Source organism: Bacteroides mediterraneensis (genome assembly GCF_900128455.1).
Classification (GTDB): Bacteria; Bacteroidota; Bacteroidia; order Bacteroidales; family Bacteroidaceae; genus Phocaeicola; species Phocaeicola mediterraneensis.
In genome coordinates, this window is the sequence record NZ_LT635783.1 from 1,341,704 (window position 1) to 1,357,958 (window position 16,255).

Sequence of the window (16,255 nt, forward strand, 5' to 3'; positions counted from 1 at the left end):
CTTGTTTTTCCAGCCATGAAAACGGGGATGCTTGTAGTTTTTATTTGTGGATGTTTTTGTAATCCGTTAGAATTGGTAATTTTCTTCTACCCATTCAATGAACGCTTTGTTTACTTGTTTGGTTCCTCCCGGAGTAGGGTAGTCTCCGCTGAAGTACCAGTCTCCCGGATGGGCCGGACAGGCTTCATGCAAGCCTTCCAATGTCTGGTAGACGATTTGAACCTTCGCCCGTGTGCCTGCAGGAGTCAGCAGCGCTGCAATCTTCTCTGAGATTTCTTCATCGGTAAAAGGTGCATAGATTTCCTTTACGTAGTTGCGCATCTTTTCTTTCGGCAAGGTCAGCTGTTCTTTTGATTTTCGGTAAGCATATTCGATGACATGCTGCATGTCACGCTCTTCCAGTAGGGCAATGGCAGCTTTGAAAGCGATGAATTGTTCCATGCTGGCCATGTCGATGCCGTAATAGTCCGGATAGCGGACCTGAGGAGAAGAAGAGACAATGACGATTTTTTTCGGTTGCAGACGGTCGAGAATGCCAATGATGCTCTGTTTCAGGGTCGTGCCGCGTACAATGCTGTCATCAATGATGACCAGGTTGTCTTTGCGGGGCACAAGGCTACCATAAGTAATGTCGTACACATGTGCGGCCAAGTCATTTCGTGTATTGCCTTCGGCAATGAAGGTACGGAGCTTGATATCTTTGATGGCAACCTTTTCGCTTCGGATGCGTTGCGAAAGGATTTTCTCCAGCTCCTGATGGTCTGGCTTGTGTCCTAAAGCTTCGATTTGTTTTATTTTTAATCGGTTCAGGTAATTGTCTAATCCCTGTAACATTCCGTAGAAGGCGACTTCCGCTGTGTTGGGAATAAAGGAGATAACGGTATGGGCTATGTCATGGTCTACGGCCGAAAGGATAGGTTCTGTCAGCATTTCACCCAGTTTCTTTCGTTCCCGATAAATGTCAACGTCACTTCCGCGACTGAAATAGATTCGTTCGAACGAGCAAGGTTTGGGAACACCCGGTTTGTTGATTTGTGCCAGTCGGAGTTGTCCTTTTTTATTGACTAACAAAGCTTGTCCCGGCATCAGTTCGTGGATGCTTTCCGCTGGAATATTCAAAACGGTCTGGATGACCGGGCGTTCAGAGGCCAGCACCATAATCTCGTCATCCTGATACCAGAATGCCGGGCGGATGCCCCATGGGTCGCGTACGGCAAAAGCTTCTCCGCTTCCTGTCATTCCACAGATTACGTATCCGCCGTCCCATTTTGGGGAAGATGTCTTTAATACATTGGTCAGGTCAATCCGGTCCTCAATGGCATGAGTGATATCCATGCCTTTCAGCCCTTCTTCCTTACACTGGTTGTAGAGGCGTTCTACCTCTCTGTCCAAGCGGTGTCCCACTTGTTCCAGCATGATATACGTATCGGCATATTTGCGGGGGTGCTGTCCGGCTTCCGTGATGTCGGCAAATATTTCGTCTACGTTAGTCAGGTTGAAGTTACCGCATAACGCCAGATTTTTTGCCCGCCAGTTGTTGCGGCGAAGAAACGGATGTACATACGAGATTCCGCTTTTTCCTGTGGTCGAATAGCGTAAGTGTCCCATGTAAAGTTCGCCGGCAAAAGGCAGACACTTCTTGGCAAATTCGGCATCGTGCAGTTGTTCTTCTGTCAAATCTTTATATTGCTGATGCACATTGTTGAAGATTTCAGTAATGGCTCCCGCACCCAGTCCTCTTTCACGGAACATGTATTCTTCGCCGGGATTGGCTTGTAGTTTCACGCAGGCCAGTCCTGCGGCTTCTTGCCCTCTATTGTGTTGCTTCTCCATTAACAAGTACAGCTTATTCAAGCCATACATCCATGTGCCATATTTTTCCTGATAATATTCCAGTGGTTTTAAAAGCCGTATAAGGGCCACCCCACATTCATGTTTTAATGTTTCCATTTATTTTCGGTTTCAGACTTTGTAAAGATTTCCTTTTACAAAATAACAGACAATTATTAGAACGCGTAATGTGTCTACTTGAAAAAATAGATTTATTCTTCCCTGATGTGATAATTGTAATAAAAACAATCATAAATGATTTTAGGTTAAAACTTTTTGTGTGGTTTTTATTTTAAAATAAAAGTATGTATGAGTGGGGGTGAAAATATTGTCATGAAAAATCATCTAAACCTGTCATATTGGAAGTTATATTCTTATTTTTGTGGACAAATAGAATGAAAATAGAGAACTAGGTGTTAAATAAGAAAGACAAAATGAGGATAGCAGGAGATTTTATGAAGAAAGACAAAGCAGGAGTTGCGGAAAGTCGTCCGGCTTCTTCCGGCCTTTATCATCCGGAGTACGAGCATGATGCTTGCGGTGTGGGAATGATTGTAGACATCCATGGTAACAAATCGCATGATTTGGTGGATGCTGCCTTGAAGGTGTTGGAGAATATGAAACATCGTGGTGCGGAAGGAGCTGATAATAAAACAGGTGACGGCGCAGGTATCTTGTTGCAGATTCCGCATGAGTTTATTTTGCTTCAAGGTATTCCGGTTCCGGAGAAGGGAAAATACGGTACGGGACTGGTGTTCCTTCCGAAGGATTTGAAAGAGCAAGAGTCTATTTTAAGCATTATGATAGAGGAGGTGGAACGCGAAGGTTTGTCGTTGATGCATTTGCGTTCTGTTCCGGTGAACTCATCCATCTTGGGCAAAAGTGCACAGGAAACCGAACCTGATATCAAGCAGGTGTTCATTACGGGAGCTACCGATTTGGAGAGTTTTGAACGTACCTTATATATCGTGCGCAAAAAGATTGAACGCCGTGTGCATCACAAGGACTTTTACATCGTTTCTTTGTCGAGCAAAAACATTATATATAAAGGTATGCTTTCTTCTGTGCAGGTGCGTGAATATTTTCAGGACCTTACGCAGCCTTACTTTACCAGTGGGTTGGCAATCGTGCATTCTCGTTTTAGTACGAATACATTCCCTACATGGAGTTTGGCGCAGCCGTTCCGTTTGTTGGCACACAATGGAGAAATCAATACTATTCGTGGAAACCGCGGGTGGATGGAAGCGCGTGAAAGTGTGCTTTCCACTCCGTTGCTGGGCGATGTGAAAAAGATAGGTCCGATTATCCAGCCGGGAATGAGTGACAGTGCTTCGCTCGATAATGTACTGGAGTTCTTCGTCATGTCAGGATTGAGCCTGCCTCATGCGATGGCCATGCTGGTACCTGAATCGTTCAATGACAAGAATCCTATCAGTGAAGACTTGAAAGCTTTTTATGAATACCACTCTATCTTGATGGAACCGTGGGATGGTCCGGCTGCCTTGTTGTTCAGTGACGGGCGTTATGCTGGAGGTATGTTGGATCGTAACGGTCTGCGTCCGGCCCGTTACCTGATTACCAAAAACGATATGATGGTGGTAGCCAGTGAAGCAGGTGTCATCAATTTTGAACCGGAAGCCATCAAGGAAAAAGGACGTTTGCAGCCGGGTAAGATTCTGTTGGTCGATACCCAGGAAGGTCGTATCTACTATGATGGCGAATTGAAAGATCAGTTGGCGACAGCCAAACCTTATCGTCAGTGGCTTTCTACCAACCGGATTGAGCTGGATACATTGCGTAGCGGCCGTAAGATTTCCAATTCTGTTCCAGACTATGAACGCCGTTTGCGTGCTTTCGGCTTTACACGTGAAGATATCGAGCGCACGCTTACGCCGATGTGTATCAATGGAGCTGAACCGACTGCCTCCATGGGTAACGATACTCCGTTGGCGGTATTGTCCGATAAACCTCAGGTTTTGTTCAATTATTTCCGCCAGCAGTTTGCGCAGGTCACTAATCCGCCTATCGACCCGATACGTGAGGAACTGGTGATGTCATTGACGGAATACATCGGTGCTGTGGGTACGAATATTTTGTTGCCGAGCGAGTCGCACTGTAAGATGGTGCGTCTGCCACACCCTATTCTGAACAATACACAACTCGATATTTTGTGTAACATCCGTTACAAGGGATTCAAGACCGTAAAACTCCCGATGCTGTTTGATGCGGCAAAGGGCGCCGAAGGTCTGCGTGAGGCATTGAATGAATTATGCAAGAAGGCGGAAGCTGCAGTGGACGAAGGTGTAAACTACGTTATCCTTTCCGACCGTGAGATTGACAAGGAGCATGCGGCCATTCCTTCCCTGTTGGCGGTGAGTGCCGTACATCATCACCTGATTTCCGTACAGAAACGTGTACAGACCGCGTTGATTGTTGAAAGTGGTGAAATTCGTGAGGTGATGCATGCGGCCTTGTTGCTGGGGTACGGAGCCAGTGCCATCAATCCATATATGGTATTTGCCATTCTGGACGATATGGTCAAGAAAGGTGATGTGCAGCTGAACTATGAAACGGCAGAAAAGAATTATATCAAGGCTGTCTGCAAGGGACTTTACAAGGTGATGAGTAAGATGGGTATCAGTACGATACGTTCTTACCGTGGAGCCAAGATTTTCGAGGCTGTGGGTCTGGGCAGTGAAATACTTTCCACTTATTTCGGTACACCTTCCTCTTCAATCGGAGGTGTGGGACTGGAAAGCATTGCCAAAGATTACAAGGCGTTCCATGATGCAGGTTTCGATGAAGAAGAGGTGAGCGATTTGCTGCCTTACATCGGACAGTTCTCTTACCGGAAGGACGGTGAGAAACATGCGTGGAATCCGGAAACCATCAGTGCCTTGCAGTTGGCTACTCGCTTGGGAAGCTATGCTAAGTTCAAAGAATATACCCGTCGGGTAGACGAGAAGGAAAGTCCGATTTTCCTGCGCGACTTCTTCACTTTCCGTCGTAATCCGATTCCATTGGATGATGTGGAACCAGTGGAAGAAATCGTGAAACACTTTGTGACAGGAGCCATGTCATTTGGTTCTATCAGTAAGGAAGCACACGAAGCCATGGCCTTGGCCATGAACAAGCTCAACACACGTAGCAACACGGGTGAAGGAGGGGAGGATTCTGATCGTTTCCATGAAACCTACGACGGTATCTCCTTGTGCAGTAAGACCAAACAGGTGGCTTCCGGACGTTTTGGGGTGACCACTGAATATTTGGTAAATGCCCAGGAAATTCAGATTAAGGTAGCTCAGGGTGCCAAGCCGGGTGAAGGCGGACAGCTGCCGGGCTTCAAGGTAAACGAGGTGATTGCCAAGACGCGTCATTCTATTCCGGGCATCTCACTGATTTCACCTCCCCCTCATCACGATATCTATTCTATCGAAGATTTGGCTCAGCTGATTTTCGATTTGAAGAACGTGAATCCGAAGGCTAAAATCAGTGTGAAGCTGGTGGCCGAGAGTGGTATCGGTACCATTGCAGCCGGTGTGGCAAAGGCCAAGGCCGATTTGATTGTCATTTCCGGAGCGGAAGGCGGTACGGGAGCTTCTCCTGCCTCTTCTATGCGTTACGCAGGTATCTCTCCGGAAATCGGTTTGAGCGAGACACAGCAGACACTGGTGCTCAACGGACTCCGCGGACAGGTGCGTTTGCAGACCGACGGACAGTTGAAGACCGGACGCGATATCATCAGCATGGCTTTGCTGGGGGCAGAAGAATTCGGACTCGGAACCTCTGTACTGATTGTATTGGGTTGTGTGATGATGCGTAAGTGTCATGCCAATACTTGTCCGGTGGGAGTGGCTACACAGGATCCGCAGTTGCGGGCACACTTCCGTGGCCATTACCGCTATGTGGTCAACTTCTTCCGCTTCCTGGCACAGGAAGTACGCGAATACCTGGCAGAAATGGGATTCTCTCGTCTGGAAGACATTGTAGGTCGTACAGACTTGATTGAGATACGTCCGACAACCAATGAAAAAGCCTCGTTGCTGGATTTCAGCAAACTGTTGCATAAGGTAGATAATGGGGCTGCTCTGCATAATGTGACCGAACAGCGTCATGAGATAGAAAACGTGAAAGATGTCAGCATGTTGGCTGCCGCACGTGAAGCGTTGGAGAACCGCAAGGAGGTATCGTTGGAATATGCCATAGCCAATACAGACCGTTCGGTGGGAGCCATGCTTTCGGGAGCAGTAGCTGCCAAGTATGGTCAGGCAGGATTACCTGCACAAACCATTCAGGTGAAGTTCAAGGGTTCTGCCGGACAAAGTTTCGGTGCCTTCCTGCCACACGGTGTCAGCTTCAAGTTGGAAGGTGAAGCCAACGACTATTTGGGCAAGGGCTTGAGTGGAGGACATATTTCCGTACAGCCTCCGGTAAGAAGCAATTTCCTGGCCGAAAACAATGTGATTGCAGGCAATACGCTGTTGTATGGTGCTACTAGCGGTGAGGTGTACATCAACGGATGTGTGGGCGAACGTTTTGCCGTACGTAATTCCGGTGCCATTGCCGTGGTAGAAGGAGTGGGCGACCACTGCTGTGAATACATGACCGGCGGACGTGTGGTTGTCTTGGGCAAGACCGGACGCAACTTCGCCGCAGGTATGAGTGGCGGTGTGGCTTACGTGTGGGACAAAGACCGTAACTTCGACTATTTCTGCAACATGGAGATGGTGGAACTGTCGTTGCTGGAAGATGCCACTGCCCGTAAGGAACTGCATGAACTGGTTCGTCAGCATTATTTGTACACAGGTTCTCAGCTGGCTCGTACGATGCTGGACAACTGGGGCCATTACGTGGAAGAATTCATTCAGGTGACTCCGATTGAATACAAGAAGGTACTGGCCGAAGAGCAGATGCGCAAATTGCAGCAGAAAATTGCAGAAGTACAGCGTGATTATTGATTAATTGTTGAACAGTAAAAAACTAGATATATGGGAAATCCAAAAGCATTTCTGACCGTTCCCAGACAAGAAGCCGGATATCGTCCGATACATGATCGTATCAGAGACTTCAGTGAGGTGGAACAGACGTTGAACACAAGTGAGCGAAAGTTGCAGGCATCGCGGTGTATGGATTGCGGAGTGCCTTTCTGCCACTGGGCTTGTCCGGTTAGCAATCGTCCTCCTGAATTTCAGGATGCCATGTACAAGGGAAAATGGAAGGAAGCTTATGAAATACTCTCCGAAACCAATGACTTTCCGGAGTTTACCGGACGTGTCTGTCCGGCGTTGTGCGAAAAAAGTTGTGTATTGAAACTGAGTATGGATGCGCCGGTCACTATCCGTGAAGATGAGGCCGCAGTGATTGAAGCAGCCTTCCGTGAAGGTTATGTGCAGCCTCGCCAGTACAAGCGGAACGGGAAATCGGTGGCCGTCATCGGCTCCGGACCTGCCGGACTGGCTGCAGCCAACCAGTTGAACCAGAAAGGATACGCCGTTACGGTGTTCGAGAAACTGGAATATGTGGGTGGACTGTTGCGTTTCGGTATTCCGAACTTCAAGCTCAGCAAGTCAGTCATCGACCGTCGTATTGCGGTGATGGAGGCTGAAGGCATTACGTTCAAAGTGAATACGGATATCGATGTCACTCATCTGCCTGAAGGTTTTGATGCTTATTGCGTTTGTACGGGTACACCGCAGGCACGTGACTTGAATATCCCGGGCCGTGATTTGAAAGGCATCCATTTTGCCATGGAAATGCTGGCACAGCAGAATCGTGTGCTGGCCGGACAGCAGATTCCGAAGGAAGAGCGCATTACTGCCAAAGGAAAGAATGTGCTGGTTATCGGAGGTGGTGATACGGGAAGCGACTGTATCGGTACTAGTAACCGTCAGGGAGCGCTTAGCGTGACACAGATTGAAATCATGCCCAAGCCGCCGGTAGGCTATAATCCCAAAACTCCGTGGCCGCAGTGGCCCATCGTGCTCAAGACAAGCAGCAGCCATGAAGAAGGTTGTGTGCGTCGCTGGAGCCTGACTTCCAACCGTTTTCTGGAAAAAGACGGTAAAGTCTGCGGAGTGGAAGTGGAAGAAGTAGAATGGATTCCGGGAGCAGAAGGAGAACGTCCGGTGATGAAACCTACCGGCAAGAAGGAAGTGCTGAAAGCCGACTTGGTTTTGCTGGCTATGGGTTTCCTCCGTCCGGAACAGCCGGAATTCCCGGCCAATGTATTCGTTGCAGGTGATGCCGCTACCGGAGCCAGTCTGGTGGTGAAATGCATTGCAGGCGGACGAAAGGCGGCTGCAGATATAGATGCATATCTGAGCCGTAAATAACAGATTTTCATACAAAATATAAATAGAACGACTATGTGTGGCATTGCAGCTATTTTAAATATTAAACAACAGACTCCTGAATTGCGAACCAAGGCTTTGGCCATGGCTCGCAAGATTCGTCACCGCGGGCCCGACTGGAGTGGAATTTATTGTGGGGGCACAGCTATCCTGGCTCATGAACGTTTGTCGATTGTCGATCCGGAAAGTGGGGGCCAACCGTTGTATTCACCCGACAAGAAACAGATATTGGCTGTCAACGGTGAAATTTATAACCACCGCGACATCCGTAAGAAATATGCCGGGAAGTACGAGTTCCAGACCGGTAGTGACTGTGAAGTGATTCTGGCGCTGTATCGGGACTACGGCATCCATTTCTTGGAAGAGCTGAACGGTATTTTTGCCTTCGTGCTTTATGATGCAGAAAAGGATGAGTTTCTCATTGCCCGCGACCCGATTGGCGTGATTCCACTTTACATCGGTTATGACAGCGACGGAAAGGTATATTGCGCCAGCGAACTGAAAGCGCTGGAAGGATTCTGCGAACGTTATGAACCTTTCCTGCCGGGACATTATTATTCCAGCAAGGAAGGAAAGATGGTACGTTGGTACAAACGCGACTGGACCAGTTATGAGGCAGTGGCCGATGCGCCGGCTTCGGTAAGTGCCCTGCGCGAAGGACTGGAAAAGGCGGTTCGCGGACAGCTGATGAGCGATGTGCCATACGGTGTGTTGCTTTCAGGAGGTTTGGATAGTTCAGTGATTTCGGCCATTGCCAAGCGCTATGCGGCCCGCCGTGTGGAAACCGACGGACAGATGGCTGCCTGGTGGCCTCAGCTTCATTCATTCGCCATTGGTCTGGAAGGAGCGCCCGACTTGGCGAAGGCACGTGAAGTGGCCGATTACATCGGTACGGTACACCACGAAATTCATTATACCATTCAGGAAGGACTCGATGCCCTTCGCGATGTGATTTATTACATTGAAACCTACGATGTGACAACTGTCCGTGCATCTACTCCGATGTACCTCTTGGCGCGTGTCATCAAGAGTATGGGTATCAAGATGGTGCTCAGTGGGGAAGGAGCCGATGAGATTTTCGGAGGCTACCTTTATTTCCACAAGGCTCCCGATGCGCGTGCTTTCCACGAAGAAACCGTGCGCAAACTGTCTAAACTTTACCTGTACGACTGTTTGCGGGCCAACAAGGCATTGGCTGCTTGGGGAGTAGAAGGGCGTGTGCCTTTCTTGGACAAGGAATTTCTGGATATTGCCATGCGCCTGAATCCAAAAGCTAAGATGTGTCCGGGCAAGACCATCGAGAAAAAGATTGTGCGCGAGGCCTTTTCCGACATGCTGCCCGAGAGCGTGGCATGGCGTCAGAAGGAACAGTTCAGTGACGGAGTGGGATACAGCTGGATTGATACGCTGAAGGAATTTACTTCCAAAGAGGTATCCGACGAACAGATGGCTCATGCTGCCGAACGTTTCCCCATCAATCCGCCGCGTAACAAGGAAGAGTATTATTACCGTTCCATCTTCGAGGAACATTTCCCGAGCGACAGTGCGGCCAAGAGTGTGCCCAGTGTGCCGAGTGTAGCCTGCTCAACGGCAGAAGCATTGGCATGGGACAAGGCTTTCGCAAATGTCAATGAGCCGAGCGGACGTGCGGTGGCCGATGTACACGAAGAAGGATACAAAAACTAAGTAGCGATTATATATGAAAATAGAATTTACAAAGATGCACGGTCTGGGTAATGATTACATCTATGTGAATACGATGAAATACCCGTTGGCTGACCCTGAAAAAAATTCAATTGAGTGGAGCCGTCCTCACACAGGAATAGGTAGTGACGGACTGGTGCTGATTGGGGCTTCAGACAAAGCCGATTTCAGCATGCGCATATTCAATGCCGATGGTTCGGAAGCCATGATGTGCGGAAACGCCAGCCGCTGCATCGGAAAATATTTATACGAAGACGGACTGACTACAAAGACGGACATCCTTTTGGATACGCTTTCCGGTATCAAGGAACTGCATCTGCAGGTCAATGAAGGAAAAGTGGAGAGCGTGCGGGTAGATATGGGCATTCCAGCCGATATCCATCCGGTGGACTTGGGTGAATCATATCCTTACCAGAAAGGAATCGCTGTATCTATGGGAAATCCGCATCTGGTCATCTTCGTGGACAAGATGGAAGAGGTGGATTTGCCGGCAGTGGGACCGGTGCTTGAGCATCATCCGCTGTTCCCCGACCGGGTGAATGTGGAATTTGCCCAGGTGCTGGACAAGGAAACCATCCGCATGCGGGTGTGGGAGAGAGGCTCCGGAATCACCCAGGCTTGTGGCACAGGGGCCTGTGCCACTGCGGTAGCGGCGGCTTTCACCGGCAGGTGTGGGAACCATGCCACCATCTGTATGGACGGAGGTAAACTGACAGTCGACTGGAAAGGAGAGGGAAATCATTTGTATATGACCGGCCCTGCAGTCAAAGTATTCGACGGAACAATAGAATTAAAAGAGTAAGACAGAACATCAGATGATACAAGTTAACGAAAACTTCATTAAACTGCCCGGAAATTATCTGTTTTCGAGCGTAGCCCAAAAAGTAAATGCGTTTAAAACTGCCCATCCGGAGGCCGCACTGATTCGTCTGGGAATTGGCGACGTGACTCGTCCGCTGCCCCCAGCTGCCATCAAGGCCATGCACCATGCAGTGGATGAAATGGCCAGTTCGGATACCTTTCATGGATACGGTCCCGAACAGGGATATGATTTCCTGATTCAGGCCATCCTGACTCATGATTATCAGCCAAGAGGTATCGAATTGCGTCCGACGGAAATCTTTGTGAGCGATGGTGCCAAAAGCGATACAGGTAACTTCGGCGATATTCTCGGCACAGGCAACAAGGTGGCTGTGACCGACCCGGTGTATCCGGTATATATTGACAGCAACGTCATGGCCGGACGGGCCGGTGACTTGCAAGCCAATGGCCAGTGGAACCGCTTGACTTATTTGCCTTGCACAGCCGAAAACCATTTTGTGCCTTCTCTTCCTACAGAACCGGTAGACATGATTTACCTGTGCTATCCGAACAATCCGACGGGAACCACACTGACCAAGGAAGAATTGCAGAAGTGGGTGGATTATGCCTTGGAACATAAGGCATTGATTTTGTATGATGCAGCGTATGAGGCTTACATTCATGAAGCCGATGTGCCACATTCCATTTATGAAATCGAGGGAGCCCGTTCGTGTGCCGTAGAGTTCCGCAGTTTCTCCAAGACAGCCGGATTTACGGGTGTGCGTTGCGGTTATACCGTGGTACCGGAAGAAGTAAAGGCTATGACCACCTCTGGCGAAGAGGTAGCACTGAACCATTTATGGAACCGTCGCCAGTGTACGAAGTTCAATGGAACCAGCTACATTACCCAGCGGGGTGCCGAGGCCATTTACACTCCCGAAGGGCAGGCAGAAATCAAGGAAACCATAGAATACTATATGGAGAATGCCCGCCTGATGCGTGAAGGTCTGCAGGGTGCCGGATTTACTCTCTATGGTGGTGTCAATGCTCCTTATATTTGGGTGAAAGCGCCCGAAGGCTTGGATTCATGGAGCTTCTTCGATATGCTGCTTCACGAAGTGAATGTAGTAGGTACTCCAGGCGTAGGCTTTGGACCGAGCGGAGAAGGCTTTTTGCGTCTGACTGCTTTCGGTAAACGCGAAGACTGCCAGGAAGCCATGAGTAGAATAAAAAACTGGGCCGGACGTTAATCCGACCCAGTTCTTAAAACCGCCAGCCTATCCCGATCGAGAGTGAATGAAAAAATGGGCGTTTTTTCCCGAGATTAAGTCGTTTTCCATCGAAAACCGTTTCCCGGACGCCAGAGAGTAAGGGTCAAGGTTAGAGAAGGTGTATCCCAGAGAGATTATCAAGCTTTCTTCCATTCCCAAGGAAACGGAAGTTTTCAGCTGAGAGGATAAAGGCTCCGCACGGGAAGTTGTGATTTTCTTCATAGAAGTGGGGAGTCCATACACCTGTGGAATTTGGGATATAGCCAGGGTTTTTCCTTTATTCCGTTTGCTCTTCGACGGTTACTTCTTTCTTGTCGTAGAAGACCAGTACAATTTCTCCTTTGGCAGGAGTATCGTTGTCTTTGGTATCCAGTTTCACGCTTCGTTTCAAGGTGAGCAGGTATTTTCCTGTGGGTACCTTCTCAAAAGAAACTCCGTCGCGGCTATCGTTCAGGGTTCCATAATATACAGTATATTCTTCCAGGTGGTTTGGGTTGTCCAGCGTAGCCTCCAGTTCTTCGTTGGCAGCTATCTTTTCTCCCGTCCATCCTATCACTTCCTGGTTGGAAACCGTGGTGCGTGTGGAAGGTATATATATAGGGTGAATCCATTTCTTGTAAGCATAATTTACCAGTGTGCGTGTTTCCTTTTGCTGAGTGCGTTGGAACACGAATGACACCGTTTCAGTCTTTCCAAGTGGTATGAAATAGGAATAGCCGAAAATAGTATTTCCATCAAAAGTGTTGAATCCCATTTCCTTGCCGTTGGCCATGACAGACGACCCTCCTGTAAGTCTGATATCTTTCAGAGGTGTATCCTTTTCCCGTGAGAAATGGGCATAGGCCAATGTAGGGTGTGAGTCGGAAAATGCAACCAGATACTTTTGATAAATAGGTACAGCATCTGGCAGATTTTCGGAGTTTTCCTCACTGCATCCCGCAGTGAAGAAAACCAATAAGCCATACATCATCCAACAAAATAGTTGTTTTACATTCATTAGTTATACAAGTTTTGATAGATTTACGATGGCAAAGATAGGGGGAATGTGTGAAATTCATGGCAAATGATGATGTACACAGGCGGTATTTAAATATCTGGTAAACAGTGTGTTGATAATTTACCTGATGTACATCGCCCTTAAAAGCCCGCAATGAACTCATCAAAACTGCTGTTTTCGATGCGCATTTTTTCTTTCAACCGCATTTTCCGGCGCGAGATACTTCCCTTGGCAATGTGGTAGATTTCGGACAGAAGAGACAGTGGAAGATCCATTTTCACCAGGCAGCAGAAACGGAGTTCCTCTTCCGTGAGCTGGGGACAGTGTTCCTTCAGCCGGGTGGTGAAGCCGTCAAAGCAGGTATCCGTGTTTTGCTGGATGATGTCCCATTCGTCTTCCGTCAGGTGAAGCGCTCCCTGCGAGTTTCTTTTCCGCAGGAGCGAGGGAAGGGTAATGGCATTCAGTTGCCGGTAATATTCCACACTCTTGTGCAGCCGGTCGATTTCCTGTTGCTTCAGCCGTTCCTGCTCGTGAGCCAGTGCCACTTCCGCCTCTTTCCGTTTCAAGCTTTCTTCCATCCGCATCCACTGGGTTTCCTTGAGTTCCTCGGCCAGCTTCTGTTTGTGCGTACGGATACGGTGGAGCAGTAATAACAGAATCAGAATCACAAGTCCCAATGCCACCACCATCCGGTAGAAAATCAGCTTGTGGTGAGCCGTTTCCATTTCTGCCTTGTTGGCCCGTTCACGTTGCAGCTTGTATTCCTGCATGTCCTGTATTTTTCCGATGACCATTTCCTTCCGTTCCGTGCTCAGCGAGTCGTGCGACAGGACGTACTTTCGCATGTAGGCGTTTTCCCGTTTCCCATCTCGTAGGTTTCCATACATTTCAAACAGGCGGCGGTAGGCCTCCGTGCGTTGTTTCAAGGTCAGGCCCAGTAAAGAAGGCAAAATATAGTGTGTAGCCGAATCAGCTTTCAGAAGCGAGGCAAAGATGTATCCTTTTTGCGTATGCAAGACAGGAGTTTGTTCTTCCGACAGATTTTTGTGGATGGCCTCGTTGATATAATGAAAGGCACTGTCCGTCTGCTCCTGTTGCAGATAGATACGCGAAAGATACAGTTCGTTCTGCACGGTGGAAGCAGTCGTTCCGGAGGACATGCAGGCAAGGGCCTTCCGGAAATAGGTTTTTGCGGTTTCGGGATTTTTAGGCAAATAGAACAATGCCTTTTCCTGCCACAAATCGGCATACGAGGTAGAGTCGTTCAAGAACCGGGCCATTCTTTCCGCCGCTCCCAAAGTGCGTGCCTCTTCCACGGTATCTGCTTTGAAACGGCTGATGCGGATTTGCTCAAGGTAAATCTTGAACTGCAACAGACTGTCAGTGTGAGGATTCGTTTCGGCTGTCTGTGGAGAGGGCGTCTCATGTTGAGAGGGAGTACATGCGAAAAGCGTGCACAAGAGTAGAACCCACGCTCCCCAAGAGCGTATAAGTAGGTTTATGGAATGTGAGAAAATAGACATCGGTTAGTCAGGTTAGTTAGTTCGGGGACGAAGTTACTAAAAATCTTGCCGGAATGCATATTTTTTGAATAAAAAATAAGTTTTGGAATTTGGGAAATCTTTCATTTGTTATTCTGATGCTTATTCTTTAGCTTTGCCTTGATAGGAAAAACACGAAAAAGAAATGGAACAATTGCAAAGCAGGCTGTCCAAATGGCAGGTGATGGTTCTCTCCCGTGAGCTGCATGATGACGAGGAAGGCATCTGTAAGGTTTGTCATCTTATGCTGCATGCAGAAGAGGCACGGTCGGCTTCCAATGCGGCATGGATACTCTCCCATTTGTCGGGAGAAGACAAGAGGCTCTATCTTTCTCCCTTTTATGATGAGATTACAGACCGGGTAATGGCGTCCAATTTGAAAATACGCCGGGGGCTTGTGCTGTCTATTTTGCTGGATTTGGTGACTGATAGGAATTTCCGGACAGACTTGTTTGATTTTTGTCTTATCCATGCAGTTGATAAGAAGGAAGCAGACAGCAGCCGTTCGATGATGATAAAATTGGCTGCGAAGATGTGCCGCTTTGTTCCGGAACTGGCCAATGAACTGAAAGTCTGTCTGGATATGCTGGAATATGAAATGACGCCAAGTATTGTGACAGCCAAGAGAAATGCCCTGAAGGTGGTGGCAGTATTGATGAAGCAAACGATGATAAATCAGGAGAATTCTTCTTTACGAAAAATCCCCAACGTAGGTTCACAGACCGAACAAGATTTGATGGCAATGGGATATACCTCTGTTGAATCGCTGAGAGGAAAGAAAGCGGAGGATTTATACGAGGAAGAATGTCGTTTGCGTGGGTGTACGATAGATCGTTGCCAGCTTTATCTGTATCGGGCTTTGGAATATTTTGTTAATACGGGAAATCCTGATAGGGAGAAATGCAAATGGTGGTACTGGAAAGATGATTTCTTTTATCCTTCCCCGTGTGGGGCACGGTGTGTGGAGTGTCTGTCATTTCCGAAAGAATGTAAAGGATGTAGAAAGATAAAAGGCAAGGTGCATTGGCTTCAATACACAGGCGATACCGTATGCCCCATCTGGAAATGCTGCAAGGAAAAGAAGCGGGAAAATTGTGGAGGATGTCCGGATTTACCTTGTAGCCGTTTTATGAAAGACCCTTCCATTTCGGATGAGGAGAATGAAGCCAACTTGAAAAAGATGATGGCTAATCTTGCGACGTATAAAAAACATACATAATTATGGAAACAGAAAGATTGATTCTCAGGCCATGGCGTGAGGGAGATGCACCTTCGCTCTATAAATATGCCAAGGACCCAGCTGTAGGACCGATTGCCGGCTGGCCACCACACAGGTCTGTAGAAAATAGTAGGGAAGTGATACGTGATATTCTTTCGGCTCCGGAAACTTATGCGGTAGTGTTGAAGGAAACTAATGAGCCTGTTGGCAGTGTGGGCATTATGTTTGGAGACGGCATACATAGTGCCGACATGCAGGAAGGGGATGCAGAAATTGGTTATTGGATTGGAGTTCCTTATTGGGGTAACGGTCTGATTCCTGAGGCTGTCAATCGTCTACTGAGTCGTTGCTTTGAGGAGTTGGATATACGACGAGTGTGGTGTGGTTATTATGATGGAAACACCAAATCGCGTCGAGTAATGGATAAATGTGGATTTAAGTTTCATCATACAGAAGAGTGCAAACTTTCTCCATTAGGTGATGTACGGATAGAACATTTTACTTTGTTGACAAAAAAGGACTGGGAAAAAATGAATAATTGA

General features: G+C 48.0%; 10 protein-coding genes. 7 read left to right on the plus strand and 3 right to left on the minus strand.

Going from position 1 to position 16,255, the window contains the following annotated elements:
- Positions 1-66: 66 nt before the first annotated feature.
- Positions 67-1,950, minus strand: coding sequence for an amidophosphoribosyltransferase (locus BQ7480_RS05325; protein ID WP_072542020.1), 1,884 nt, complete (start codon positions 1,948-1,950; stop codon positions 67-69).
- Between the two features lie 335 nt (positions 1,951-2,285).
- On the opposite strand from BQ7480_RS05325, the gene gltB reads away from it, so the two are divergent.
- The 5 genes from gltB to BQ7480_RS05350 are packed head-to-tail and all read left to right on the plus strand — an operon-like array spanning position 2,286 to position 11,935.
- On the plus strand, positions 2,286-6,788 hold the full coding sequence (gene gltB / locus BQ7480_RS05330) for a glutamate synthase large subunit (RefSeq protein WP_072543915.1): 4,503 nt from the start codon (positions 2,286-2,288) through the stop codon (positions 6,786-6,788).
- A 30-nt stretch (positions 6,789-6,818) separates the two neighbouring features.
- Positions 6,819-8,162: a glutamate synthase subunit beta gene (locus tag BQ7480_RS05335; protein ID WP_072542021.1), complete on the plus strand. Its 1,344-nt coding sequence runs from the start codon at positions 6,819-6,821 to the stop codon at positions 8,160-8,162.
- Between the two features lie 33 nt (positions 8,163-8,195).
- Entirely contained in the window at positions 8,196-9,866 is a 1,671-nt protein-coding gene (gene asnB, locus BQ7480_RS05340; protein ID WP_072542022.1) for an asparagine synthase B, read from the plus strand.
- Positions 9,867-9,879: 13 nt separating this feature from the next.
- Entirely contained in the window at positions 9,880-10,686 is an 807-nt protein-coding gene (gene dapF, locus BQ7480_RS05345) for a diaminopimelate epimerase (RefSeq protein WP_072542023.1), read from the plus strand.
- A gap of 13 nt (positions 10,687-10,699) precedes the next feature.
- Complete coding sequence (locus tag BQ7480_RS05350; RefSeq protein WP_072542024.1) at positions 10,700-11,935, plus strand: LL-diaminopimelate aminotransferase; 1,236 nt, start codon at positions 10,700-10,702, stop codon at positions 11,933-11,935.
- A gap of 298 nt (positions 11,936-12,233) precedes the next feature.
- Here BQ7480_RS05350 and BQ7480_RS05355 read toward each other — a convergent pair whose 3' ends face one another.
- Positions 12,234-12,953, minus strand: coding sequence for a hypothetical protein (locus tag BQ7480_RS05355; RefSeq protein ID WP_139255719.1), 720 nt, complete (start codon positions 12,951-12,953; stop codon positions 12,234-12,236).
- A gap of 140 nt (positions 12,954-13,093) precedes the next feature.
- Complete coding sequence (locus tag BQ7480_RS05360) at positions 13,094-14,326, minus strand: hypothetical protein (RefSeq protein WP_139255720.1); 1,233 nt, start codon at positions 14,324-14,326, stop codon at positions 13,094-13,096.
- A 313-nt stretch (positions 14,327-14,639) separates the two neighbouring features.
- Here BQ7480_RS05360 and BQ7480_RS18130 point away from each other — a divergent pair, with 313 nt between their 5' ends.
- The gene (locus BQ7480_RS18130) at positions 14,640-15,713 is read left to right on the plus strand and encodes a helix-hairpin-helix domain-containing protein (protein WP_235816640.1); all 1,074 of its coding nucleotides are present in this window, start codon (positions 14,640-14,642) and stop codon (positions 15,711-15,713) included.
- Between the two features lie 2 nt (positions 15,714-15,715).
- Positions 15,716-16,255 carry a GNAT family N-acetyltransferase gene (locus BQ7480_RS05370; protein WP_394332619.1) on the plus strand — a complete coding sequence of 180 codons (540 nt, stop codon included), beginning with the start codon at positions 15,716-15,718 and terminating at the stop codon, positions 16,253-16,255.

Coding starts and splice junctions, on each gene's coding strand:
- BQ7480_RS05325 (WP_072542020.1), bottom strand. CDS start 1,950: ATGGAAACATTAAAACATGAATGTGGGGTGGCCCTTATACGGCTTTTA.
- gltB (WP_072543915.1), top strand. CDS start 2,286: ATGAAGAAAGACAAAGCAGGAGTTGCGGAAAGTCGTCCGGCTTCTTCC.
- BQ7480_RS05335 (WP_072542021.1), top strand. CDS start 6,819: ATGGGAAATCCAAAAGCATTTCTGACCGTTCCCAGACAAGAAGCCGGA.
- asnB (WP_072542022.1), top strand. CDS start 8,196: ATGTGTGGCATTGCAGCTATTTTAAATATTAAACAACAGACTCCTGAA.
- dapF (WP_072542023.1), top strand. CDS start 9,880: ATGAAAATAGAATTTACAAAGATGCACGGTCTGGGTAATGATTACATC.
- BQ7480_RS05350 (WP_072542024.1), top strand. CDS start 10,700: ATGATACAAGTTAACGAAAACTTCATTAAACTGCCCGGAAATTATCTG.
- BQ7480_RS05355 (WP_139255719.1), bottom strand. CDS start 12,953: ATGAATGTAAAACAACTATTTTGTTGGATGATGTATGGCTTATTGGTT.
- BQ7480_RS18130 (WP_235816640.1), top strand. CDS start 14,640: ATGGAACAATTGCAAAGCAGGCTGTCCAAATGGCAGGTGATGGTTCTC.
- BQ7480_RS05370 (WP_394332619.1), top strand. CDS start 15,716: ATGGAAACAGAAAGATTGATTCTCAGGCCATGGCGTGAGGGAGATGCA.